Source organism: Duganella sp. 1224 (genome assembly GCF_013408245.1).
Taxonomy (GTDB): Bacteria; Pseudomonadota; Gammaproteobacteria; order Burkholderiales; family Burkholderiaceae_D; genus Rugamonas.
Genome location: NZ_JACBYS010000003.1, coordinates 303664 through 325646 on the forward strand (window position 1 = coordinate 303664; position 21983 = coordinate 325646).

26 protein-coding genes are annotated in these 21983 nt (G+C 65.0%); 15 read left to right on the forward strand and 11 right to left on the reverse strand.

Features of this window, described 5'->3' with window-relative positions; translation table 11 throughout:
- Window positions 1-2: 2 nt before the first annotated feature.
- On the reverse strand, window positions 3-503 hold the full coding sequence (locus FHW58_RS17940; RefSeq protein ID WP_179674514.1) for a hypothetical protein: 501 nt from the start codon (window positions 501-503) through the stop codon (window positions 3-5).
- A 23-nt stretch (window positions 504-526) separates the two neighbouring features.
- Window positions 527-820, reverse strand: coding sequence for a DnaJ domain-containing protein (locus FHW58_RS17945; RefSeq protein WP_179674515.1), 294 nt, complete (start codon window positions 818-820; stop codon window positions 527-529).
- Window positions 821-942: 122 nt separating this feature from the next.
- Here FHW58_RS17945 and FHW58_RS17950 point away from each other — a divergent pair, with 122 nt between their 5' ends.
- The 4 genes from FHW58_RS17950 (at window position 943) to FHW58_RS17965 (ending at window position 5594) form a co-directional block, all read left to right on the forward strand.
- Window positions 943-2709 carry a glutamine--tRNA ligase/YqeY domain fusion protein gene (locus FHW58_RS17950; protein ID WP_179674516.1) on the forward strand — a complete coding sequence of 589 codons (1767 nt, stop codon included), beginning with the start codon at window positions 943-945 and terminating at the stop codon, window positions 2707-2709.
- A 140-nt stretch (window positions 2710-2849) separates the two neighbouring features.
- Entirely contained in the window at window positions 2850-4658 is a 1809-nt protein-coding gene (locus tag FHW58_RS17955; protein WP_179674517.1) for a CHASE domain-containing protein, read from the forward strand.
- Between the two features lie 110 nt (window positions 4659-4768).
- Window positions 4769-5317 (forward strand): hypothetical protein, encoded by a 549-nt coding sequence (locus FHW58_RS17960; protein WP_229265390.1) that lies wholly within the window; start codon window positions 4769-4771, stop codon window positions 5315-5317.
- 70 nt (window positions 5318-5387) lie between these two features.
- A complete protein-coding gene (locus FHW58_RS17965; RefSeq protein ID WP_179674518.1) occupies window positions 5388-5594 on the forward strand; it encodes a hypothetical protein in 207 nt (68 codons plus the stop codon).
- 185 nt (window positions 5595-5779) lie between these two features.
- Here the strand turns inward: FHW58_RS17965 and FHW58_RS17970 are convergent, their stop codons facing one another.
- The 3 genes from FHW58_RS17970 to FHW58_RS17980 form a co-directional block, all read right to left on the reverse strand.
- Window positions 5780-6019: a hypothetical protein gene (locus FHW58_RS17970; protein ID WP_092278423.1), complete on the reverse strand. Its 240-nt coding sequence runs from the start codon at window positions 6017-6019 to the stop codon at window positions 5780-5782.
- A 260-nt stretch (window positions 6020-6279) separates the two neighbouring features.
- Window positions 6280-6531: a hypothetical protein gene (locus tag FHW58_RS17975; RefSeq protein WP_179674519.1), complete on the reverse strand. Its 252-nt coding sequence runs from the start codon at window positions 6529-6531 to the stop codon at window positions 6280-6282.
- Between the two features lie 150 nt (window positions 6532-6681).
- On the reverse strand, window positions 6682-7554 hold the full coding sequence (locus FHW58_RS17980; protein ID WP_179674520.1) for an SDR family oxidoreductase: 873 nt from the start codon (window positions 7552-7554) through the stop codon (window positions 6682-6684).
- Between the two features lie 117 nt (window positions 7555-7671).
- Here FHW58_RS17980 and FHW58_RS17985 point away from each other — a divergent pair, with 117 nt between their 5' ends.
- The 6 genes from FHW58_RS17985 to FHW58_RS18010 all read left to right on the forward strand — a co-directional run bounded on the left by FHW58_RS17985 (window position 7672) and on the right by FHW58_RS18010 (window position 12400).
- Window positions 7672-8091 carry a VOC family protein gene (locus FHW58_RS17985; RefSeq protein WP_179674521.1) on the forward strand — a complete coding sequence of 140 codons (420 nt, stop codon included), beginning with the start codon at window positions 7672-7674 and terminating at the stop codon, window positions 8089-8091.
- 10 nt (window positions 8092-8101) lie between these two features.
- The gene (locus tag FHW58_RS17990; RefSeq protein WP_179674522.1) at window positions 8102-8905 is read left to right on the forward strand and encodes a 2OG-Fe(II) oxygenase; all 804 of its coding nucleotides are present in this window, start codon (window positions 8102-8104) and stop codon (window positions 8903-8905) included.
- A 39-nt stretch (window positions 8906-8944) separates the two neighbouring features.
- Complete coding sequence (locus FHW58_RS17995) at window positions 8945-9970, forward strand: CDP-6-deoxy-delta-3,4-glucoseen reductase (RefSeq protein ID WP_179674523.1); 1026 nt, start codon at window positions 8945-8947, stop codon at window positions 9968-9970.
- A gap of 64 nt (window positions 9971-10034) precedes the next feature.
- Window positions 10035-11270, forward strand: a complete 1236-nt coding sequence (locus FHW58_RS18000) for an MFS transporter (RefSeq protein ID WP_179674524.1) — start codon at window positions 10035-10037, stop codon at window positions 11268-11270.
- A complete protein-coding gene (locus FHW58_RS18005) occupies window positions 11267-11932 on the forward strand; it encodes a DUF1345 domain-containing protein (RefSeq protein WP_179674525.1) in 666 nt (221 codons plus the stop codon). Before FHW58_RS18000 ends, FHW58_RS18005 begins: the two co-directional genes overlap by 4 nt.
- Before the next feature lie 96 nt (window positions 11933-12028).
- A complete protein-coding gene (locus FHW58_RS18010) occupies window positions 12029-12400 on the forward strand; it encodes an HPF/RaiA family ribosome-associated protein (protein WP_179674526.1) in 372 nt (123 codons plus the stop codon).
- A 25-nt stretch (window positions 12401-12425) separates the two neighbouring features.
- Here the strand turns inward: FHW58_RS18010 and FHW58_RS18015 are convergent, their stop codons facing one another.
- Window positions 12426-13205, reverse strand: coding sequence for a helical backbone metal receptor (locus FHW58_RS18015; RefSeq protein WP_179674527.1), 780 nt, complete (start codon window positions 13203-13205; stop codon window positions 12426-12428).
- A 107-nt stretch (window positions 13206-13312) separates the two neighbouring features.
- On the opposite strand from FHW58_RS18015, the gene FHW58_RS18020 reads away from it, so the two are divergent.
- Entirely contained in the window at window positions 13313-14281 is a 969-nt protein-coding gene (locus FHW58_RS18020; protein WP_179674528.1) for a GGDEF domain-containing protein, read from the forward strand.
- 133 nt (window positions 14282-14414) lie between these two features.
- On the opposite strand, the gene FHW58_RS18025 is transcribed toward FHW58_RS18020, so the two are convergent.
- Window positions 14415-15038: a DUF5610 domain-containing protein gene (locus FHW58_RS18025; protein ID WP_179674529.1), complete on the reverse strand. Its 624-nt coding sequence runs from the start codon at window positions 15036-15038 to the stop codon at window positions 14415-14417.
- A 63-nt stretch (window positions 15039-15101) separates the two neighbouring features.
- On the opposite strand from FHW58_RS18025, the gene sbcB reads away from it, so the two are divergent.
- Window positions 15102-16544, forward strand: a complete 1443-nt coding sequence (gene sbcB, locus FHW58_RS18030) for an exodeoxyribonuclease I (protein WP_179674530.1) — start codon at window positions 15102-15104, stop codon at window positions 16542-16544.
- A 66-nt stretch (window positions 16545-16610) separates the two neighbouring features.
- Here sbcB and pyrF read toward each other — a convergent pair whose 3' ends face one another.
- Window positions 16611-17429, reverse strand: coding sequence for an orotidine-5'-phosphate decarboxylase (pyrF, locus tag FHW58_RS18035; RefSeq protein WP_179674531.1), 819 nt, complete (start codon window positions 17427-17429; stop codon window positions 16611-16613).
- 94 nt (window positions 17430-17523) lie between these two features.
- On the opposite strand from pyrF, the gene FHW58_RS18040 reads away from it, so the two are divergent.
- A complete protein-coding gene (locus tag FHW58_RS18040) occupies window positions 17524-18288 on the forward strand; it encodes an SDR family NAD(P)-dependent oxidoreductase (RefSeq protein ID WP_179674532.1) in 765 nt (254 codons plus the stop codon).
- Here FHW58_RS18040 and FHW58_RS18045 read toward each other — a convergent pair.
- Together FHW58_RS18045 and FHW58_RS18050 are read right to left on the reverse strand one after the other, a co-directional pair.
- The gene (locus FHW58_RS18045) at window positions 18285-18707 is read right to left on the reverse strand and encodes a MarR family winged helix-turn-helix transcriptional regulator (RefSeq protein ID WP_179674533.1); all 423 of its coding nucleotides are present in this window, start codon (window positions 18705-18707) and stop codon (window positions 18285-18287) included. The two genes, FHW58_RS18040 and FHW58_RS18045, sit on opposite strands and share 4 nt — an antisense overlap.
- Window positions 18704-19555 carry a serine aminopeptidase domain-containing protein gene (locus tag FHW58_RS18050; RefSeq protein WP_179674534.1) on the reverse strand — a complete coding sequence of 284 codons (852 nt, stop codon included), beginning with the start codon at window positions 19553-19555 and terminating at the stop codon, window positions 18704-18706. Before FHW58_RS18050 ends, FHW58_RS18045 begins: the two co-directional genes overlap by 4 nt.
- Before the next feature lie 362 nt (window positions 19556-19917).
- Here FHW58_RS18050 and FHW58_RS18055 point away from each other — a divergent pair, with 362 nt between their 5' ends.
- Window positions 19918-20310, forward strand: a complete 393-nt coding sequence (locus tag FHW58_RS18055; protein WP_179674535.1) for a VanZ family protein — start codon at window positions 19918-19920, stop codon at window positions 20308-20310.
- A 305-nt stretch (window positions 20311-20615) separates the two neighbouring features.
- Window positions 20616-21074, forward strand: a complete 459-nt coding sequence (locus tag FHW58_RS18060) for a hypothetical protein (protein WP_179674536.1) — start codon at window positions 20616-20618, stop codon at window positions 21072-21074.
- Here the strand turns inward: FHW58_RS18060 and FHW58_RS18065 are convergent.
- Window positions 21071-21973 (reverse strand): TraB/GumN family protein, encoded by a 903-nt coding sequence (locus FHW58_RS18065; protein WP_179674537.1) that lies wholly within the window; start codon window positions 21971-21973, stop codon window positions 21071-21073. The two genes, FHW58_RS18060 and FHW58_RS18065, sit on opposite strands and share 4 nt — an antisense overlap.
- Window positions 21974-21983: the final 10 nt, after the last annotated feature.

A 21983-nucleotide genomic window follows, 5' to 3' on the forward strand; every position in this document is an offset into this window, starting at 1 on the left:
GCTTATTCTCCATCCTGGTCGAACATTTGCGCGAAGTCGTCGCTGGCGGCGTCGTCTTCCTCGACATCGTCGCCATCGTCATTGGCCGACAGCTGGTCCAGCGACTGGTCGTCGTCGTCCCACTTGCGCGGATTCTTGTGCAGGAAGGCGGTGATGATGGCCTGGCGCGCCAGGTCCGGCATGCTGTCGGCGATGGCCGCGTACATCTTGCCCGCCTCCTCGCCCTTGCACTCGGCCATGGCGAACACGCGCGCGGCGTCGCCGAACTCGTAGTCCTCGGCCTCGGCCAGCAGGCCCTTCGGATTGGTGAACTCGATGTGGTCGACCAGCGCAAAGGCCAGCATATTGACGTCCTCGATGCCGCCGCCCTGGGCGTACTCGCCCACCAGCGCGTCCACCATGCGCTGGTAGTTCTTGCGGTCCGGCGGATCGCCCAGGATGCCGTCGATCTGGCCTTCCAGTTCGCGCGCCTGATAGGCGAACTCGGGGTGTACTTTTCTCATTGCTTACTTTCTCAAAACAGGTATCAGGCCGCCGGCAGCGTGGTGCCGTGCAGCGCGAACAGCGAACGCCACAGCTGGTACGCTTCGGCTTCGGCGTCGATGATGATGCGGTGATTCAGGCTCTGGTTGTATTCCTCGCGCTTGACCGGGTCCGACAGGATCTCGTAGGCCTTGGTGACGGCCTTGAAGCGCGCGTCGGCGCCAGGTTCGGGATTGCGGTCCGGGTGGAAGCGCATGGCCAGCGAGCGATAGACCTTTTTGATCTCCTCTTCGCTGGCGTTCGGCGCGATACCCAGTGTGTTGTAATAATTTTCCATTTGGAAACTCCGGGCCTTGGTGCGGAAACAAATTAATCGATCATTATACCGCGCCGCCATATCCCCACTGGCAATACGGTAAAATGGAGCAATATAGAACTTTTGCCTAATTCAACTTCCAGATGAGCAACGACAAAAACAGCCCAGCGCCAGCGCACCCATCCAATTTCCTGCGCGCCATCGTCGAGCACGATATCGCGGCCGGCACCCACGACCGCCAAGGCATGCCGAGCGTCATCACCCGCTTCCCGCCGGAACCAAATGGCTACCTGCACGTCGGCCACGCCAAGTCGATTTGCCTGAACTTCGGCCTGGCGCGCGACTACCACGGCCGCTGCAACCTGCGTTTCGACGATACCAACCCGGCCAAGGAAGAGCAGGAATACGTCGACACCATCATCGACAGCGTCAAGTGGCTGGGCTTTGACTACGACTATCCGAAGGCTGACGGCTCGGTCGAGCACCACCTGCACTACGCGTCGGACTACTTTGACCAGCTGTACACCATGGCCGAGTGGCTGATCGAACACGGCTACGCCTACGTCGACAGCCAGTCGGCAGAGGATATGGCGGCCAACCGCGGCAGCTTCAATACCCCCGGCAAGAATTCGCCGTTCCGCGACCGGCCGGCCGCCGAATCGCTGCAGATCTTCCGCGACATGAAGGCCGGCAAGTACGCCGACGGCGAACACATCGTGCGCGCCAAGATCAGCGAAGACGCGATGTCCTCGCCCAATATGAACATGCGCGACCCGGCCATCTACCGCATCCGCCACGCGCACCACGTGCGCACCGGCGACGCCTGGTGCATCTACCCGATGTACGACTACACGCACCCGATTTCGGACGCGCTGGAAAACATCACCCACTCGATCTGCACGCTGGAATTCCAGGACCACCGCCCGTTCTACGACTGGCTGCTGGAAACCCTGTCGAAAGGCGGCTTCTTCACGCTGCCGGTGCCGCGCCAGTACGAATTCTCGCGCCTCAACCTGACCTACGTGGTGACCTCCAAGCGCAAGCTGCGCCAGCTGGTCGAGGAAAAGATCGTCGATGGCTGGGACGACCCGCGCATGCCAACCATCGTCGGCCTGCGCCGCCGCGGCTACACGCCGGAATCCATCCACCTGTTCTGCGAGCGCATCGGCGTGACCAAGGCCGACGGCTGGATCGACATGAGCACGCTGGAAGGCTGCGTGCGCGAGGACCTGGACCCGAAAGCGCCGCGCGCCACCGCCGTGCTGCGCCCGCTGAAGCTGATCATCGACAACTACCCGGAAGGCCAGACCGAGGAGTGCACCTCGCCGGTCCACCCGCACCACCCGGAGATGGGCGTGCGCACCTTCCCGATCTCGCGCGAGCTGTGGATCGAAGAAGAGGACTTCATGGAAGTGCCGACCAAGGGCTATTTCCGCTACTACCCGCCGATCGGCGACGCTCCGGGCAGCCGCGTGCGCCTGCGCCACGGCTACGTGACCGAGTGCACCGGCTACGACAAGGATGAAAACGGCAAGGTCGTCGCCGTGCACGTGAAGTACTTCGAGGATTCCAGGTCGGGCACGCCGGGCTCGGACAACTACAAGGTCAAGGGCAACATCCACTGGGTGTCGGCCGCCGCTGCCGTGGAAGCCGAAGTGCGCCTGTACGACCGCCTGTTCACCGACGCCCAGCCGGACGCCGGCGGCAAGGACTTCCTGTCGCTGCTGAATCCGAACGCCAAGGAAGTGGTGAAGGCCTACCTGGAGCCGGGCATCCGCGCGGCGCAGCCGGACCAGCGCTTCCAGTTCGAGCGCCATGGCTACTTCGTGGCCGACCGCGTCGACTCGCAGCCCGGCAAGCCGGTGTTCAACCGCATCGTCACGCTGAAGGACAGCTGGGTCGCGAAATAAGCCGCCCCCGCTCCACTCAAAACGGCGCCCGCGTGGCGCCGTTTTTTGTTGACTTTAAGTTGACTAACCGTCCAGGACAAATAGCTTTTTTGCAAAGCTGCTTGACTCGGCGAAGGCTTATTTCCTATAGTCAAAATATTATGGCCATCGCCCACAGACAGCTATTCCCCGCTTCCCGGCCGGTATGGTGGGCGGGGGTGCTGTTGTCGCTGGGGATAGGCGGACTGTTTTACCTGGGGGCCCACCGCACCATCGACTACGATGCCAGCGAGCGGTTTTTGCACCAGGCGCAAAACGCCCAATACAACATCAGCTCGCGGCTGAACGCCTACACCGACGTGTTGCGCGGCACCGCCAGCTTCTTCCACGCGGCCGAGCACGTGGACCGCGCCAGCTTTCACCGCTACGTCAGCGGGCTCGATATCGACAAGCAGTTCCCCGCGCTGGACAACATCAACTATGCCCTGTACGTGACCGACGCCGGCCGCGACGCGCTGGAACAAGCCAGCTTCGGCGTGGCGCCCGGCTATCCGGCCCGGCTCAGCATCCAGCCAGCCGAGCGCCGCGCGGAATACTGGGTGCTGACGATGATCGAGCCGCTGGACGAATTCCGCGAAAAAATCGGCCGCGACATCGGCTACCGGGCGCCGGTGGCGCGGGCGCTGCGTCAGGGCCGCGACACCGGCGACCTCAGCGCCTCGGGGCTGCCGATCGACAGCGCCCACCAGCCGCTGGGCGCTGGCCTGGCGCTGCGCCTGCCGGTGTACCGCAACGGCGCGCCGCTGCGGACCGTGGCCCAGCGCCGCGCCGCCTACGTCGGCTCGGTGGGCATCGGCTTCAGCGTGCCGCGGCTGGTGGCGGCGGCGCTGGAGCCGATGCAGGTGCTCGACACCCGGCTGGTGCTGTACGACACCGGCGAAGCCGGCGCGCCGCGCACACCGGTGCAGCTATTCGACAGCAACCCAGCCGGCAGCCCGCCGCGCGGCAGCGGCCTGTTCAGCGTGGTGTTGCCGGTCGACTTCCACCATCGCCGCTGGAGCGCGCACTTCAGCGCGCCCAAGGCCAACTGGTACAGCCGCTTCGACATCTGGCTGCCCTGGCTGGCGATGCTGTGCGGCTTCACCGGCTCGCTGCTGTTCTACCTGCTGTTCCACACGCTGTCGTCGTCGCGCATGCGGGCGGTGAAGATGGCCAAGGAAATGACGCGCGAGCTGCGCAACAGCCAGGCGCGGCTGCAGCAATCGCACCACAAGCTGCGCCGGCTGGCGGCGCACTCGGACCAGATCAAGGAACAGGAGCGCAAGCGCATCGCGCGGGAAATCCACGACGACCTCGGCCAGAACCTGCTGGTGCTGCGCATCGACGTCGACATGTTCGCCACGCGCACGCGCCACCGCCACCCGCGCCTGCACGCGCGCGCCCAGCGCATGCTGAGCCAGATCGACAGCAGCATCAAGAGCGTGCGCCACATCATCAACGACCTGCGCCCGACGGTGCTGGACCTGGGCCTGAACGCGGCGGTGGAGTGGCAGATCGCCCAGTTTCGCGCGCGCTCCGGCATGGTGTGCGAGCTGATCGACCACGATACCGAAATCCGCATCGACGACCAGCGCGCCACCGCCTTCTTCCGCGTGCTGCAAGAGTCGCTCAGCAATATTCTGCAGCACGCCCACGCCAGCCTGGTGCGCGTGGAACTGCTGCAAACCGGCGGCATGCTGTGCATGACCATCACCGACAACGGCATCGGCGTGCGCGACAGCAGCCGCAACAAGATCGGCTCGTTCGGCCTGGTCGGCATCGAAGAGCGTATCAGCCTGCTGGGCGGCACCTGCTCGATCGCCGGCAGTCCCAACGCCGGCACGACGGTGGCCATCGCCGTGCCGGTCAGCGACCCGGCCACGTCGCAGTTACCCCTGCCGGCCGCCAGCACCGCCGACCTGGCGTTGTAAAATTTCCTTTGAAACATTGATTAACCTCAAGGAACACCTCTCTCCTCCGGGCAAAATCAAAGGCATTCGCAGCCTTTTCAACCCGCATCAATACAGCAAAGGAGATCCTGATGAATGCCCCAACCCTGCACGCCATCGCCGCCCTGGACCTGGAACCGATCAAAGTCAAGCTGATGCACCAGGAGTCCGGCGAAGGCTGGACGCTGGAGCGCGCCAACGCCGTCGAGTTCGAATACCGCCGTTTCCTGCACCTGATGAAGAAGTACCCGCACGAACAGACCGCGCCGCTGGTCGACGTCGACACCTTCTGGCATTACCACATCCTGGACACGATGAAATACCACGCCGATTGCGACGCCGTGTTCGGCCACTACCTGCACCATTTCCCGTACATCGGCCTGCGTGGCGAGGATGACGAGACGGCGCACGTGCGGGTTGGCCAGCGCATGAAAGAGCTGTACGAGGAGACGTTTGGCGAGGACTATGTGCGCGCGGCGGCGCCGGCGCGGAGCGCGCACTCGGGCGTGGTGACCGGGGCGTTTGCCCACTCCGGCGCGCTGCCGGACGTCGCCCACTCGGGCGTGGTGGCCGGCGAGATCGTGGTGGCGCAACAATCCAGCTTCTACAGCCAGCGCCCTCGCCTGGCCCAACCCGTTTGACGCACAAAAACCGGGCGGCTTGCCAAAAAAAGTGGCATACTCGGAAGTCTACAGATGATGGGAGTTCATCATGGCCGTCAATACCGTCGCTTCGAGCAATACCACCGCGATCCAGCAAGCCGCCCCCAACCGCCAACCTGAGCAGGTAAAAGCCGTGGACCGGCCCGCCGAGAAGGTCGAGCAGCCGCCACCGCCACCACCGCCGCAGGCGGCGGTCGCGCCGACCGTCAACACCAGCGGCCAGCGCATCGGCACCACCATCAGCACCTCGGCATAGCGGGGTAAGCCACAACCTGGCCCCCAAGCCTACGCGAGGAGGCCGTCACTGCGGACGGCACCGCCACACCCCGCACACCGCGGCGCCAGGGTCTGACCCCGTACGGGGTCAGACCCTTACGTTTTGGGGTAAAAAAAACGGCGCGTCACTCTGAAGTGCGCGCCGTTTCTTTTGCCTGTCCGCTATCAGGACGCCATCATTTCGCGCAGTTCGCGAATGCTGAAATCGCTGATCTCGTGCATGCGAATCAGGATGGTCGCGCCAATCGGCAGCGTGTTGTGACGGATCTTGGAGATGACCGGAGGAGCCACTTCCAGCGCGCGGGACAGCGCCGCATCGTTTTTCAGTTGCAGTTTTTCGATGATGGCGTCCAGCACACGGTTCGGGTTATAAGTCGGCGACGCGGTGATTTCTTTGAGGGACATAGTAGTTTAAGTAAGTTCGCGGTCGATTTTGCAAAAAAACGACACATGGATAAGAAAAATTTTTAGCTCAATTACCATCGAAGCACGAGAAACCACGAACATTTATGCCGCGTTTTAGTGCTTAACCAAGGTAATACACGCTGACGTTACAAAAGGGCTAACTCAACAGACGTTTCTGTGAGATTTAGTGAGATTCTAACCCTATTTTGTGTGGTAGTGCGTATATCTGTTGTAAAAATAAGTATCAAAGTATGTAAAGATCAACTTGGACGGGTGACGCCGGCGGCAAGGAAGCACCATTCAACCGCCATCAGCGTGGCCAGTTGGGCGATCGTGCCTGGGAGGAACAACGTGGAAGAGGAAAAATGCTCGGCATGTTGCGGATTGCAGTGCCAGCCCAGCTGGCGGCGGATTTCTTCCGGCACCGGCGGCGGGCAGTGGCCAAAATCCCGCTGACGCTGCTGCATGTAAGCGCGAACCTGCTCCTTGGTCGGCTGCAAAGTGGCTGACATGCGCGCACTCCTTCGTGGAAGATGGCTAACAGTATCTTAACATGTGTTGACTTATTTGATATGCATCAAATAAGTCAGCTTATAAGTTTGTCACAGAAAACTGACGACAGACTTTCACTGCTTTAACTTCTGTTGCTGCTTTACATATCTTTACATTCGCGCCAGCGTGGCCGCCACGCTCGGGTAGCGCAGCCGCACGCCCAGTTCGCGCTTGATGCGGTCGTTACGCAGGCGGCGCGACTCCGACATGAAGGACAACAGCGCCGGCGACACCACCCGCTGCAGTTCGGCGCGCGGCAGGCGTGGCGGGCGCGGCAGCTGGAACGCATCGGCGACCGCATCGAAATACTGCGCCATCTTCATATCGCTGTCATCTACCGCATGGTAGGCACGGTGAGGTAGCGCACGATACAAGGCCCGCACGATGATCGCGGCCAGGTCGTCGGCATGGATGTGGTTGGTGTAGACGTCGTCGGCGTCGATCAGCGCCGGCGTGCCCTCGCGCAAGCGCTTCAGCGGCAGCCGGTCGGCGCCATAGATGCCGGGCACGCGCAGGATGGACAGCGTGGCGCCGGCGCGGCACGCCCAGCGCCGCAGCGTGCGCTCGGCATCCACCCGCCGCAACGCCCGGGCGTTGCGCGGCGCCACCGGCCGGCTCTCGTCGAACAGCGCGCCGCCGCAATCGCCATAGACGCCCGTGGTACTGATATACACCACCTTGCCGCCGGCCGGCAGCACCGCCGTCAGATTGCGGGTGCGCGTGTCCAGCACGCCATCGGCCGGCGGCGGCGCCAGGTGCACCACCCACGGCGCCAGCCCGTCCAGCCGGCGCAGCGTGGCCGGCTGGTCGAGGTCGATGACCAGCGGCACGGCGCCGGCGGCCCGCAGTTCGGCGCGGCGCCCGGCCTGGCTGGTGGTGGCAAACACGCGGAAATGGCGGGCCAGCAAGGGCAGCAGCCGCATGCCGACGTCGCCGCAGCCCACGATCAGCAGGCGCGGGCGGTGGAAGTTGGAGGTTTTCATGCCGCGATTGTAAGGGACATTATCAACGCCGCGTTGAAACAGTTAGCGTTCCCGGCCAGTCCCCAGCCGCGCCCCCTTCTGCCACACTGCCGCCATCGACATTTGCTGGAGAACACCATGAAATACCTGCACACCATGGTCCGCGTGGCCGACCTGGCGCAATCGCTGGGCTTTTACCGCGACGCCCTCGGCCTGGAAGTGGTGCACCAGATCAACGTGCCGGCCGGCCGCTACACGCTGATTTACCTGGCCGCGCCGGGCGACCGCGAGGCCCAGGTCGAGCTGACCCACAACTGGGACGAGCACGCCTACAGCGGCGGCCGCAACTTCGGCCACCTGGCGTATTCGGTGCCGGACATCTACGCCGCCACCCAGCGCCTGCTCGACCATGGCGTCACCATCAGCCGGCCGCCGCGCGACGGCTACATGGCCTTCGTGCGCTCGCCGGACGGCATCTCGGTCGAGCTGCTGCAGGAGGGCCGGCCGCTGCCGCCGGCCGAGCCGTGGGTATCGATGCCGAATGTCGGCAGCTGGTAAGGAGGCGTCCATGGACTATCCCCACCACACCGTGGCCGAGCTGACCGGCTCGCTGCCAATGGGCGGCGCGGTGGCGCGCACGCCGGTGCACGCCTTCCGCCAGCTGCCGCCGGCCCTGCAACTGCAGGCGCGGCCGGCATTGCGGCAACAGCGGCGCGACATCGATCTGGGCGGCCTGCTGGCCTTTGAAATCGACAACGTGCTGACGCCGGACGAGGCCGACGCGCTGGTCGCCTGGTCGGAGCAGCTGGGCTACCGCAGCGAGGCGCCCGGCATCAGCACCCCGCCCGGCATGCGCATGAACAAGACCGTGCACTGGGTGGCGGACCAAACGCTGCTGGGGCCGATCTATCAACGCCTGGCCGCGCTGCTGCCGGCCGAGATCGACGGCGTGCCGCTGCATCCCGAACTGAGCCACCGCATCAATATGTACCGCTATGACGCCGACGACGTCTTCAACCGCCACCTGGACGGCGACTGGCCCGGCTACGGCCTGAGCGCCGACCGCCAGCGCATGGACACCTGGGACGGCCTGCGCTCGCGCCTGACCATGCTGCTGTACCTGAACGATGCCGGCGACGGCGTCAACGGCGGCGCCACCCGCCTGTACGGGCGCGACGGCAAGGTGGTCGACGTCCAGCCGCGCAAGGGCGCGGCCCTGTTTTTCCGGCATGGCTTTTCCACCGATTCGGTGTCGCACGCCGGCACGCGGGTGGGCGCGGGCCGGCCCAAGTACGTGGCGCGCATCAACGTCATGTACCACGAATCGGCCTTGCGCCCGCCACAGCGGCGGCCGGCCGAACCCGCCGACTAAGGTAAAATACCGGGTTTGATGCCACCTGCTTGATATCGTATGACGTTTCACATCACTGTACAGCCCAGCGGCCACCAATTCAGCTGCGAGGAAGACGAAACCATCCTGACGGCCGCCATGCGCGCCGGCGTCGGCCTGCCGTACGGCTGCAAGAACGGCGCCTGCAGCTCCTGCAAGGGCAAGGTCCTGTCCGGCGACATCACCCACAAGCCGCACCAGGAGCGCGCCCTGCCCAAGGAGGAGGAAGCCAATGGCATGTCGCTGTTCTGCTGCGCCATCCCGCACAGCGACGTGGTGATCGAAGCGCGCGAGGTGGCCGGCAGCGACGACTACCCGATCCGCAAGATGCCGTCGCGCGTGTCGACGCTGGAAAAAGTGGCGGCCGACGTCATCGTCATGACGCTGCAACTGCCGGCCAACGAAACGCTGAAGTTCCGCGCCGGCCAGTACATCGAATTCATGCTCAAGGACGGCAAGCGCCGCAGCTACAGCCTGGCCACCGCGCCGGACCTGGGCCAGCCGCTGACGCTGCACATCCGCCACCTGCCGGGCGGCCTGTTTACCGACCAGGTGTTCACCACCATGAAGGAGCGCGACATCCTGCGCTTCGAGGGCCCGATGGGCACCTTCTTCGTGCGCGAGGACAGCGACAAGCCGATGGTGCTGCTGGCCTCCGGCACCGGCTTCGCGCCGATCAAGGCCATCGTCGAGCACCTGCGCGCGCAGGGCTCGTCCCGCCAGATGACGCTGTACTGGGGCGGCCGCCGGCCGCAGGATATCTACATGGACGCGCTGTGCCGCGAGTGGGCCGCCAGCATGCCGAACTTCAGCTACGTGCCGGTGCTGTCCAACCTGCTGCCGGAAGACCACTGGGCCGGCCGCACCGGCTACGTGCACCAGGCGGTGATGGCCGACCTGCCGGACCTGTCCGGCCACCAGGTCTACGCCTGCGGCGCGCCGGTCATGGTGGAGTCGGCCAAGGCCGACTTTGTCGCGCGCTGCGGCCTGCCGGAGGAAGAGTTCTACGCCGACGCCTTCACCTCCGAGGCCGACATCCACCAATAACAGCATCCAACCCGCCGGGCCCTCGGGATGCGGAGTCCCGGGGCTCCGCATCCCGAAAGCCCCAATGTCAGACAGTTCCCGCAACGGTTTCAGCGTCCTGCGCCACCGCAATTTCACCCTCTACCTGTCCGCCCGCACGCTGGCCACGCTGGCCGTGCAGATGCAAAACGTCGCCATCGGCTGGCAAGTCTATTCGCTGACGCACAATGTGTTCGACCTGGGCCTGATCGGCCTGTCGCAATTCCTGCCCTTCCTGCTGCTGATCCTCATCGCCGGCCATGCCGCCGACCGCTATGACCGCCGCAACCTGATCGCGCTGACGCTGGGCGCCCAGCTGCTGTGCGGGCTGATGCTGCTGGGCTTCACCTACACCGGCCTGCGCGCTGTGTGGCCGGTGTTCGCGGTGCTGGCGGTGTATGGCAGCGCGCGCGCCTTCATGGGGCCGGCCACGCAGGCGATCCTGGTCAACCTGGTGCCGCAGGAGAGCTTCAGCAAGGCGGTGGCGCTGAGTTCGTCCAGCTTCCACGTCGCCGTCATCATGGGGCCGACGCTGGGCGGCCTGTTCTACCTGGCCGGGCCGAAAACGGTCTATATGATTTCGTCGACGCTGCTGTTGCTGGCGGTGGTCATGATGTGCATGGTGAAGTCGGTCAAGCAGGCCAGCGCCAGCGGCCCGGCCTCGTGGCACACGGTGCTGGAGGGCCTGCGCTTCGTGTGGAACAAGAAAGTGGTGCTGGGGGCGATTTCGCTCGACCTGTTCGCCGTGCTGTTCGGCGGCGCCACCGCGCTGCTGCCGGCGCTGGCGCACGACGTGCTGCACGTCGGGCCGGGCGGCCTGGGCGCCTTGCGCAGCGCGCCGGGCATCGGCGCGGCGCTGTGCTCGATCGTGCTGGCCTTCTTCCCGATCACGCGCCGGGTCGGCGCCTGGATGCTGGGCGGCGTGGCGGTGTTCGGCCTCGGCACCCTCGTGCTGGGCGCCACCACCACCTTCGCCATCGCGCTGGTGTCGCTGTTCCTGATGGGTGCCGGCGACATGATCAGCGTCTACGTGCGCCACCTGCTGGTGCAGTACGAAACGCCGGACGAAATCCGCGGCCGCGTCAGCGCCGTCAACTCGGTGTTCATCGGCGCGTCCAACGAACTGGGCGAATTTGAATCCGGCCTCACCGCCGGCTGGATGGGCCTGACGCGCGCGGTGCTGTTCGGCGGCGCCGCCACGCTGGCCGTGGTGGGCGCGTGGACCGTGCTGTTCCCGGTGCTGTCGCGCATGGACCGTTTCCCGCACGAGGAGAAAAAATGAGCTTGCGTATCCGTTGGCCCGCCATCATCCACAGCCGTCCGCACCTGAGCATGGCGATTGTGGCCGGCATCATCGCCGCGCCGTTTTTCCCGGACAACTGGCCATGGCTGACGCGCCTGATGGCGTCGTGGGATGTGCTGGTATGGACCTACATCGCCACCATGGGCTGGATGATGGCCAAGGCCGACCACCACGACATCAAGCGCGCCGCCGCGCGCCAGGATGAAAAAGGGCCGGTGATCCTGTCGGTGCTGTCGCTGGCGGTGCTGGCCAGCCTGGCGGCCATCGTCTCGCAACTGGCCACCACCAAGAACCTGCCGGACGAAACGCTGACGCTGCGCTACGCGCTGGCGGTGCTGACACTGGTCGGCTCGTGGTTCATGGTCGGCATCATGTTCTGTTCGCACTACGCGCACCTGTACTACACCAACGACAGCGACGACAAGGCGCTCGGCTTCCCGGACGGCGACCTGGTGCCGAATTACTGGGACTTCCTGTACTTCTCGTTCACCATCAGCGTGGCGGTGCAGACCTCGGACGTGGCGGTGCGCACGCGCGAGCTGCGCCAGGTGGTGCTGGGCCAGTCGGTGCTGTGCTTCTTCTACAACCTGGCCATCCTCGGTTTGTCGATCAACATCGCCGCCTCCTTGCTCAACGGCTAGAAAGCATGGTCAGATCAAGTGGACGTTAAGCAATTAACGCCCACTTAAGCCTGGAAGGAGTAAGATGGTCTCGCAGTCAAACAACAGGAGCAAGCTATGCAAATCCAAGTGAATACCGATAAAACCATCACTCATCACGCTGGCCTGGACGACCATGTCCAAACCGTTGTGAGCAATGCCCTCCACCGCTTCGGCGAGCAGATCACGCGCGTTGAAGTCCATCTGAGCGACAACCTGGGCCAGAAATCGGCCGATGGCGAAACCCGCTGCCTGATGGAAGCCCGTCTCACCGGCCTGCAGCCGATTGCCGTCAGCGACCACGCGGCCACGCTGCACCAGGCCATCAGCGGCGCCACCGACAAGCTGAAACGCGCTATCGATAGCGCCGTCGGCAAGCTGCACGACAACAAGCGCCATGCCGAAGGCGTGGCGGCCGTGTCGGCCGCCGTCGCCAACGCTGACGAGTAATCCCCGCCGCGGGGCTGGCGCGCCATCAGCGTTGCGCCAGCTCCCGCAGGTAGCGCAAGCCTTGCAGCGCACGGCTGCCATACCACGACATCATCTCCCCATCCACCAGCAGCACCGGCTTGCCGATCTGCCGCTCCAGCACATCCGCATGCGCTTCGGTGAACCGGTACGGCTCGCTCGACAGCAGCACGCCATCCACGCTGTCAATCAACTGGCGCGACCAGCGGAATGCCGGATAGCGCTCCTCGCCCAAGTCCGGCACGCTCCAGCCGATTTCGGCCAGCATGCGCGCGATGTAGGTGTCGCTCGAGATCGTCATCCACGGGTCCTGCCAGACGCAGTACAGCATGGTTTGCGGCGGCCCCTTGGGCGCGGCTTTCAGCAACGCGTACTCTTGCTCGAACGCCGCGCACCACTCTTCCGCCTGGCGCTGGCGGCAGAACACGCCGCCCATCAGCCGCGCCAGCGCCACGTTGTCGTATGGCCGCAGCGGATGCGTGACCACCAGGTTAGGCACGAACTCGGCCAGCGCGTCGGCGGTCGGCTTTTCGTTTTCGTCGATATTGAGCACGACGTGCGTCGGCGCCAGCGCGCGGATCTTGTCCAGGTTGACGTCCTTGGTGCCGCCGACCTTGGGGATGTCCTGCACCACCTCCCACGGATGGATGCAGAACCCGGTGCGCCCGACCACCTGCGCCGCCAGGCCGAGATCGCACAGCAGCTCGGTGATCGAGGGCACCAGCGAGACGATGCGCGCGTGCGGATCGGGTTGGTGGGCGGTGCCCAGCGCGTCGATAAAGCTCATGTTGTATCCAGTCGGTTGCGATGCCGTTATTGAACCACGCCGCCAGCGTTTTCGGATATGATAATTCCAGAACTATTGATTGCCTTTTGGCATCCTGCGAGACACCTTTGAAAGAATTCAGCACATTCGGCACATCCGGTTACCAGGTCAGCGATCTGCAGATGCTGCGCAACTCGGATGACGATGCCGCCGTCGCCAGACTGCTGGCCCACTGCCCGATCATGCTGCTGGACGCCGGCGAGGCGATCACCGAGTCCAACCGCGCGCGCCTGTACATCCTGCTGCGCGGCGCGCTGTCGGTGGCCAGCGATACCCGCACCGGCATGGCCGACGGCACGGTCAGCAAGATCCTGCCGGGCGAAAGCGTGGGCGAGCAGTCGGTGCTGGATGAGGAGGCCAATCTGTCGAGCATCACGGCGCTGGAGGAAAGCGAGGTGCTGGTGATCGAGGCCGACCTGGTATGGCAGCTCATTGATGAGTCGAACGTGCTGGCGCGCAATCTGTTGCGGCTGCTGTCGTTCCGCATCCGCGCCGCCAACGCGCAACTGCGGCGGCGGCAGAAATTGGGCGAGTTCTACCGCCAGCTGTCGATGATCGATGGTCTGACCGGCTTGTACAACCGCGCCTGGCTCAACGATTTGTTGCCGACCATGGTGGCCACCGCGCACGGCTCCAACGCGCCGCTGGCGCTGATCATGATCGATCTGGATCACTTCAAGAAATTCAATGACACCCATGGCCACCTGGCCGGCGACGAGGCCTTGCGCGCGGCGGCGCAGGTGTTGAGCGGGGCGCTGCGGCCGACCGATTTTGCGGTGCGCTACGGTGGCGAGGAAATGATGGTGTTGTTGCCGGATACCAGCGACAAGGTGGCGGTGGCGGTGGCCGAGCGCTTGTGCGAGCGCATGCGGCAGGCAAAGGTGTTTGCCGACATGCGCCAGCCGTTGCCGCATATCACGGCGTCGCTGGGGGTTGCGGTGCTGCGGCCGCAGCAGAATGAGCATGATCTGATCGCGGCGGCCGACGCCGCGCTGTACCGCGCCAAGGAACTGGGCCGCGACCAGGTCGCGGCCTGACCGTGATGCCGGCCGCCGGTGCGCTGCCTCAGCATGGGCACCGGCCTTCGCCGGTGCGACGGCCGGTGACGGCGGCGCGGTCACGCAGGTGCGAGCGCGGGTGTTTGCCGGCGCCCTGCGTGCGGGCGCTGCGTCAGGCGGCTTGGGCCGTCTTGTTGGTGCCGATCGTGGCGCTGGCGCTGCTGCTGGCGCTCGCGCTGCCCTCCGCCGCGCCGTCCGCCTTCGGCTGGTGCGCCGCGATGAAATCGGCATAGCCCTTCTGCACCAGCTCGTACGTCTTGTCGATATTGGACGCAATGTCGCCGTTCAGCACGTTCAGCCCCTGCAGCACCTCGCGCGCCTCCTTGAAGCCGCGTTCCATGCCGGATTTGATGGTATCCATGAACTTGTTGAGCAACTCGCCCTCGTCCTCGCCCGGATGCTGCTGCTTGTACGCTTCGAAAAATCCGGTGGACAAGGATACAATGCGGCCGGCGGTGCCTTCCGGGGTATTATCCTGCGACATGGCGTTCTGGATCGCGTCATCGCCGTAACCATCGTTCTTGAGCGCCTCGTTAATGCCGGTCAGCGCGGTTTTCAGCACCACCGACAGCGGTTCGTTCGAAGAATTGATCGATACCGACAGCGAAGCCTGTACGATGGAGGCATTCAGCTCCGCCTTGGCCTTGGCCGACGCCGACACCGGCTTGTCGTCCTTGGACTGAACCTGGGTAGCGGCATTGGTATTGCTTGAAGTAACCGATACGGGAGTAGCCATGATGTTGCTCCTCATTGAACACGCTGCAATTATCGGCAGTTTTTTAAATTTCTGTAGCACCCTATGACTAATCAGACCTTCCTCTGGCACGACTACGAAACCTTTGGCGCCGTTCCCCGCCGCGATCGCCCGGCGCAATTCGCCGCGATCCGCACCGATGCCGAACTCAACGAGATCGGCGATCCGATCATGTTGTACTGCAAGCCCGCCAACGACTTCTTGCCTGATCCACAATCCTGCCTGATCACCGGCATCACGCCGCAGCAGTGCCTGGAATGGGGCGTGCCGGAGCACCAGTTCGCGGCTACCATCGAGCAAGCCTTCTCGCAGCCGGGCACCATCGGCGTCGGCTACAACACCATCCGCTTCGACGACGAGGTGACGCGCTTCATGTTCTGGCGCAATCTCATCGATCCGTACGCGCGCGAATGGCAAAACGGCTGCGGCCGCTGGGACCTGCTGGACGTGGTGCGCATGACCTACGCGCTGCGCCCCGAGGGCATCCAGTGGCCGGTCAAGGACGACGGCAAGCCCAGCTTCAGGCTGGAAGACCTGGCCAAGGCCAACGGCCTGCTGCACGAGGCCGCGCACGACGCGCTGTCCGACGTGCGCGCCACCATCGCGCTGGCGCGCCTGATCCGCCAGCACCAACCCAAGCTGTTCGACTTCTGCTTCGCGCTGCACAAGAAGGAGCGCGTGGCCGACGAGATCGGCATGCACCTGGCGCTCAACCTGCGCCAGCCTTTCCTGCACGTGTCCGGCATGTTCCCGGCCGAGCGCGGCTGCATCGCGCTGGTCTACCCGCTGGGCACGCATCCGACCAACAAGAACGAAGTCATCGTCTGGGACTGCACCTACGATCCGAGCGAGCTGTTCACGCTGGACGCCGACACCATCCGCACTCGCATCTTCACGCGCGCCGACGCGCTGCCGGAAGGCATGACGCGGCTGCCGGTCAAGAGCATCCACCTGAACAAATCGCCGATGCTGGTGTCCAACCTGAAGACGCTGTCGCCGGCCATGGCCGCCAAGTGGGGCATCGACCTGGAACAGGGCAAGGCCCACGCCGCCATCGCGGCGGCCGGCCGCGACCTGAGCGCGGTGTGGCAGGAAGTGTTCCACCGCCCCGCCGGCGAGCCGCTGGACGTGGACGAAGACCTGTACAACGGCTTCATCAGCAAGGACGACCGCCGCCTGCTGGACACGCTGCGCCGCGAATCGCCGGCGCGGCTGGCGGTGGCGTCGCCGGCGTTTGGCGACGGCCGGCTGGCCGAGCTGCTGTTCCGCTACCGCGCCCGCAACTTCCCGGAAACGCTGTCGGACACCGAGATGGAACACTGGGAGCAGCACCGCGCCGCGCGCTTCTACGAAGGCGCCGCCGGCGCCCGCACCATCGACGATTTCTTCGCGCAGATCGACGAGCTGCAGCAGCATGCCGACGAGCGCGCGGAGCAGATTCTCGGTGAACTGTACGAGTATGCCGAGTTGGTGGCGCCGGCGCAGTAACCCCTCACTGCATGGGGTCTGACCCCGCCGGGGTCAGACCCCGGTATGCGGGCTGCGGGGTGGCTGTCAGCGATATTGGTTGATGGCGCCGCGGGTTTCTTCCGCCACGCGCCGCGCGGCCATGGCGAAGTCTTCCCCCGGGGTTGGGGTCGCGTACAGGATCGCGCGCGAGGAGTTGATCATCATGCCGGCGCCGCTGGTCGTGCGGCCCGACTTGACCGTGGCGGCGATGTCGCCGCCCTGCGCGCCGATGCCGGGCACCAGCAGCGGCATGTCGCCGACAATCGCGCGCACCTGCGCCAGCTCTTCCGGGAAGGTGGCGCCCACCACCAGCGCGCACTGGCCGTTGGCGTTCCACTTCTGCGACACCAGTTGCGCCACGTGCTGGTACAGCGGCTTGCCGCCCACGTCCAGGAACTGCAGGTCGGAGCCGCCGGCGTTGGAGGTGCGGCACAGGATGATGACGCCGCGCTCGCGCCATTCCATGTACGGTTCGACCGAGTCAAAGCCCATGTACGGGTTGACGGTCACCGCGTCGGCGCCATAGCGGTCGTAGGCTTCGCGCGCGTACTGGCGGGCGGTGGCGCCGATGTCGCCGCGCTTGGCGTCCAGGATCAGCGGGATGTGCGGATAATGCTCGCGCACGTAGTCGCAGATCTGCTGCAACTGGTCTTCCGCGCTCAGCGCGGCGAAATAGGCGATCTGCGGCTTGAACGAGCACGCCAGGTCGGCGGTCGCGTCGATGATCTCGCGGCAGAAGTGGTAGATGCCTTGCGGGTCGTTCTGGAACTGCGCCGGCAGCTTGGCCATGTCCGGGTCCAGGCCCACGCACAGCAGGGAGTCGTTGGCCGCCCACGCGGCAGAAAGTTTGTTGATAAAAGTCACGACGCCCCCTCACGAAAAATGCAAACCCTCTATTGTAACCCGCCCGTGGGTGGCTGTTAAAATTTGCCATCCCCACCACAGAAAGCTGAAATCCATGAAACTCACCGATAAAGTCGCGATCGTCACCGGCGCCACCCAGGGCATCGGCCTGGCCTGCGCCCAGCGCATGATCGCCGAAGGCGCCAAGGTCATGCTGGTGGACATCAAGCCGGAAGGCGCCGAGGCCGCCGCCGCGCTGGGCGAACAGGCGCGCTTCTTCGCCGCCGATGTCTCCCAGAAGGCGGACGTGGACGCGATGGTGGCCGCCACCCTGGCCGCCTTCGGCCGCATCGACATCCTGATCAACAACGCCGGCGTCACCCACGCCGCCAGCTTCCTCGACGTGTGCGAGGAGGATTTCGACCGCGTCATGCGCATCAACCTGAAGTCGATGTTCCTGTGCGGCCAGGCGGTGGCGCGGGTCATGGTCAAGCAGCAGAGCGGTTCGATCATCAATATGTCCAGCGTCAACGCCGAGCTGGCGATTCCGAACCAGGTGCCGTACGTGGTATCCAAGGGCGCGATCAACCAGCTGACCAAGGTGATGTCGCTCAACCTGGTCGAACACGGCATCCGCGTCAACGGCATCGGTCCCGGCACCATCCTGACCGAGCTGGCCAAGAAGGCCGTGATGGCCAGCCCGGAATCGCGCCACACCATCTTGTCGCGCACGCCGATGGGCCGCTGCGGCGAGCCGGAGGAAGTGGCGTCCATCGCCGCCTTCCTCGCCAGTGACGACGCCAGCTACGTCACCGGCCAGACCCTGTACGTGGACGGCGGCCGCCTGGCACTGAACTACACGGTGCCGGTCAAGGCCTAATCCCCGGCCAGCGTGGCCGCCTGCTCCAGCCAGCGCGCCACCACGGCCAGCTCGGCCTCGGTGAAGCCGGCCTTGAGATGGTTGTTCATCTCGTCCAGCAGGCGGCGCGACTGGCGGCTGGCGCGCTCGCCGTCGGCCGTCAGGCGCAGGCGGGTGGCGCGGCCGTCGCTGTCGTCGTTGGCGCGCTCGATCAGGCCGGCCGCCTGCATGCGCTTGGACAGGTTGGTCACCGCCGCCGGCGCCACCCGCAAGGCCTCGGCAATCTCGCCAATCTTGGCGTCGCGCCGCGACTCCAGGAAGAACAGCAAGCCCACCTGCGCCGAACTGATGCCTTCCCAGGCATGCGGCCGCGTCTCCACCCAGCGCTGCAAGGCGCGCTGGGCGCGGTTCAGCAGAAATCCAAACCGTGGCGCGCTCATGCCGCCGCCAGCAGCCAGTTGCCCACCTGCGGCCACAGCGCGGCGGCGCTGCGCTGGCGGAAAAAGCCCATGTGGCCGATGGCCGGCAGTCCGGCGTCGGCCGGCGCCAGGTGGCGGCGTTCGATGTCGGCATGGATCAGCGGCCGCAGCAGCAGGTCCATCGCCTGCCGGTTGGCCCACGGGTCATCGTCAAAGCCCAGCACCAGCAGCGGCAGCCGGACGCGCGCCACCCGCCGCGCCGCGTCCATGGCCGGATCGTCGTAGAAATAGCGCGGCAAGGTGGTCCAGCGGCTCCATTGCAGCATGACCGGTCCCGGCAGGTCTTCGCCCAGCCCCAGCCGGCGCCCCGGCATGTAGCCCAGCAGGCGGCACAGCAGCGGCGCCAGCAGCCGCATCACGCACCACACGCGCAGCCGTTCCAGCCCGCCCCGGATGGTGCGGGTGACGCCGGCATGCGCCGCCACCATGACCGCCGCCCGCAGGCGCGGCGTGGCCGACGACAGCGCGATCGCATGGCCGCCGACGCTGTGCCCCACCGCCAGCAGCGGCAGCGACGGAAAGCGTTCGGCCGCCCAGCGGGTGACGGCGCCGACGTCTTCCTCCATCCAGTCCGCCATCGAGACGGCGCAATCGCGCAGCGGACCACGGCGCGAACGCCCGGTGCCGCGATAGTCATAGGTCAGCACGTGCAGGCCGAGGCCGTGCAGGTAGGTGGCAAAGGCCAGGTAGTAGCGCTGCGTGACGGCGGTGGCCGGATGCAGCAGCACCACGGCGCGCGGCTGCGGCGCCTGCCACAAGGTGGCGGCCACCACGCCCGCTTCCGCCACGGGGATGTCGAACTGTTCCATTTGCCTCGCCCCAAATTAGTTAACGTGTTAAATAATTTAGTGCGCCGCGTGGCCGCTGTCAATCCCAAAGGCAGAGTTATGCCCTTGCCTGATGACTGGTATCTGAAAGAACAATTAGACACATATCTGGCGACGCAGCATAATGGCACCTGTCTCCACTATTCTCCTCCAAGAAAATAGTTTTAAGCCCGCTCCAGACAGCGGGCTTTTTTTTTGTTTGGTGTCATGATGGCGTCACAAACGCTGCCTATACTGGTCACATCTTAAGTACATGCAACCGATAGGCATGACTGAAGAAAAGGTGCACCGGGGCTCCGGTGCACCACTCCCCATTTTTTGCAGTGCATGGTATTGTCCTGCTCATGCTCAAGCAAATCTTCCTCACCCCTTCTTACGCCCGCCTCCGCTACTGGACCGCCATTGCGCTGTATCTGCTGATACTGATCATCGGCTCGATACCGGGCGCCCGGCAGGACATCGGCGAAGTGGCGTCCGGCGTCATCCTCCATTCGCTGGCCTACGCCGGCCTGACCTTCCTGATCTTTACCGGCGGCAGCGGCACGCCGTCACAGCGCGCCGGCAAGGCGGTGCTGACCATCGCCGCCATGGGCGCGCTCGACGAATTCGTGCAGAGCTTTTTCCCGTACCGCCACGGCGCAGTATCGGACTGGATGGTCGACTGCACGGCGGCGATGGTGACGGCCGGCTTCATGTGGGCTCTCTGGAATCGCTATCGCAGTCTTGCGGCTGGCTGACGTCGCCGGTCGCCCGGTCCACATCCCGCCGCATCTCCCGCAGCTGCTCGGCCCTGGCCACGCGTACCAGGCCGTGCAGTGCGTGCAGGAAGAAATGCCGGCTGCGGGTATCGCTGCAGGTGGCATCAATGAGCTCTTCGATAATAGTGTCTGTCACGCGTGTCAACATATCGATGTCCTTTAGTGTGATACCGGACAATTATTGTCTGCGGGTAGCATGTTTCAATTGATGTACATCAATCGGGACCGATGGCAAGGGAACGATGCGGCCGCGCGCCTCTCTGACGGTATTTACGGAGGCGAAGATGAAGAACACAACAGTTTGGATGATGGCGCTGTGCATGCTGGCGGCGACCGCGTGCGCGAACAGGACCGGCGACGGCAGCGCGCCCGGCGGCAGCGGCTACGTGCCGGGCAGCGCCAGCACCGGATCGGGCGGCAGCAGCACGGGCACCAGCGCAGGTAGCGCCGGCGGCGCCGGCTCGATGATGACCGGCACCGGCACGCAGCAATCGCCGGCGGGCTACGCCGTGGTACAAGCCATCGATCAGCTGCAGCGGCAAGATATCGGCGTCGGCGCCATGGGCGCGGCTGGCGCGGCGGCGGCCGGCGGCAGCATGGGCGGCTCGCCGACCGACAAGGTCTACCGCATCACGCTGCGGATGGACGACGGCAGCAGCCAGATGATCGTCGAAGAATCCCTGCCCAGCTATAAAATCGGCGATCGCGTCCGCTACAGCAACGGCAGCGTCCGGCCGTATTAATACAGCTGCTCGACCTGGTAGCCGCGCCGCCGCAGCAGTTGCGGCAAGCCGTCATCGCCCACCAGGTGCAGCAGGCCCACGCCCACAAACGCCACCTGGTCCTGCTGCATGATGCGCTCGATGCTGGCCGCCATCTCCGGATTGCGCTTGCCCAGCAACACGCGGTTCATGAAGCCGGCGGAGATGCTGTTGCCGCTGGTGGCGTTGTGCCACGCGGCCTGGATGCCCGTGCGGTCGGCCGCGCTCCAGGCCTCGATCAGCGCCTGGGATTTTTTCAGCGAATCGCCATCGGCCAGGTCGGCCAGGTTTTCGAGCAGATACTGCTCCTGCTGCTGCGCGTCCAGCGAGTCGAACAAGCCCAGCTGGTAATCTGCGCTCTCCAGCTCGCGCACCGTCTTGTCCTGCTTCTGCGCGGCCGCCAGCAAAGCGAACTCCACCGCCTGGCTGCGCTGATAGCCGTGCTTCTCCATTTCCGCGCCCACCAGCAGATTGGCGATCAGCCACGGCTTGTAGTGCTGCACCGACGACAGCGGGATGCCGGCACGCGTCAGCGCCTGCACGGTCTTCTGCAAGGCGGCGGGCGTCAGATGATTCTGGATCGTATCGCCATCCGGATAGCGGGCGTGGCGCGCCAGCGCGACCTGGAATGCCTTGTCCTCGCGGATGTCCAGCTCGATCACCAGCGCCTTGGAATCCAGCAGCGCGCGCGACGCCACCTCATCCAGCGGATAGAAACCGTCGCGGCCGACGTGGATGGTACCGTACAGATAACTGGTCTTGCCGTCATGCGTCACCCGGTAGAGCTGTCCGCGATGTTGCGCCGAAGTTTCCAGCGAGCCAGCGGCAAACACGAGCTGGCAGCACGCCAGCAGGAACGCGAATACGATACCGGATTTCATAATATTTACA

Coding starts and splice junctions, on each gene's coding strand:
- FHW58_RS17940 (WP_179674514.1), bottom strand. CDS start 503: ATGAGAAAAGTACACCCCGAGTTCGCCTATCAGGCGCGCGAACTGGAA.
- FHW58_RS17945 (WP_179674515.1), bottom strand. CDS start 820: ATGGAAAATTATTACAACACACTGGGTATCGCGCCGAACGCCAGCGAA.
- FHW58_RS17950 (WP_179674516.1), top strand. CDS start 943: ATGAGCAACGACAAAAACAGCCCAGCGCCAGCGCACCCATCCAATTTC.
- FHW58_RS17955 (WP_179674517.1), top strand. CDS start 2,850: ATGGCCATCGCCCACAGACAGCTATTCCCCGCTTCCCGGCCGGTATGG.
- FHW58_RS17960 (WP_229265390.1), top strand. CDS start 4,769: ATGAATGCCCCAACCCTGCACGCCATCGCCGCCCTGGACCTGGAACCG.
- FHW58_RS17965 (WP_179674518.1), top strand. CDS start 5,388: ATGGCCGTCAATACCGTCGCTTCGAGCAATACCACCGCGATCCAGCAA.
- FHW58_RS17970 (WP_092278423.1), bottom strand. CDS start 6,019: ATGTCCCTCAAAGAAATCACCGCGTCGCCGACTTATAACCCGAACCGT.
- FHW58_RS17975 (WP_179674519.1), bottom strand. CDS start 6,531: ATGTCAGCCACTTTGCAGCCGACCAAGGAGCAGGTTCGCGCTTACATG.
- FHW58_RS17980 (WP_179674520.1), bottom strand. CDS start 7,554: ATGAAAACCTCCAACTTCCACCGCCCGCGCCTGCTGATCGTGGGCTGC.
- FHW58_RS17985 (WP_179674521.1), top strand. CDS start 7,672: ATGAAATACCTGCACACCATGGTCCGCGTGGCCGACCTGGCGCAATCG.
- FHW58_RS17990 (WP_179674522.1), top strand. CDS start 8,102: ATGGACTATCCCCACCACACCGTGGCCGAGCTGACCGGCTCGCTGCCA.
- FHW58_RS17995 (WP_179674523.1), top strand. CDS start 8,945: ATGACGTTTCACATCACTGTACAGCCCAGCGGCCACCAATTCAGCTGC.
- FHW58_RS18000 (WP_179674524.1), top strand. CDS start 10,035: ATGTCAGACAGTTCCCGCAACGGTTTCAGCGTCCTGCGCCACCGCAAT.
- FHW58_RS18005 (WP_179674525.1), top strand. CDS start 11,267: ATGAGCTTGCGTATCCGTTGGCCCGCCATCATCCACAGCCGTCCGCAC.
- FHW58_RS18010 (WP_179674526.1), top strand. CDS start 12,029: ATGCAAATCCAAGTGAATACCGATAAAACCATCACTCATCACGCTGGC.
- FHW58_RS18015 (WP_179674527.1), bottom strand. CDS start 13,205: ATGAGCTTTATCGACGCGCTGGGCACCGCCCACCAACCCGATCCGCAC.
- FHW58_RS18025 (WP_179674529.1), bottom strand. CDS start 15,038: ATGGCTACTCCCGTATCGGTTACTTCAAGCAATACCAATGCCGCTACC.
- sbcB (WP_179674530.1), top strand. CDS start 15,102: ATGACTAATCAGACCTTCCTCTGGCACGACTACGAAACCTTTGGCGCC.
- FHW58_RS18040 (WP_179674532.1), top strand. CDS start 17,524: ATGAAACTCACCGATAAAGTCGCGATCGTCACCGGCGCCACCCAGGGC.
- FHW58_RS18045 (WP_179674533.1), bottom strand. CDS start 18,707: ATGAGCGCGCCACGGTTTGGATTTCTGCTGAACCGCGCCCAGCGCGCC.
- FHW58_RS18050 (WP_179674534.1), bottom strand. CDS start 19,555: ATGGAACAGTTCGACATCCCCGTGGCGGAAGCGGGCGTGGTGGCCGCC.
- FHW58_RS18055 (WP_179674535.1), top strand. CDS start 19,918: ATGCTCAAGCAAATCTTCCTCACCCCTTCTTACGCCCGCCTCCGCTAC.
- FHW58_RS18060 (WP_179674536.1), top strand. CDS start 20,616: ATGAAGAACACAACAGTTTGGATGATGGCGCTGTGCATGCTGGCGGCG.
- FHW58_RS18065 (WP_179674537.1), bottom strand. CDS start 21,973: ATGAAATCCGGTATCGTATTCGCGTTCCTGCTGGCGTGCTGCCAGCTC.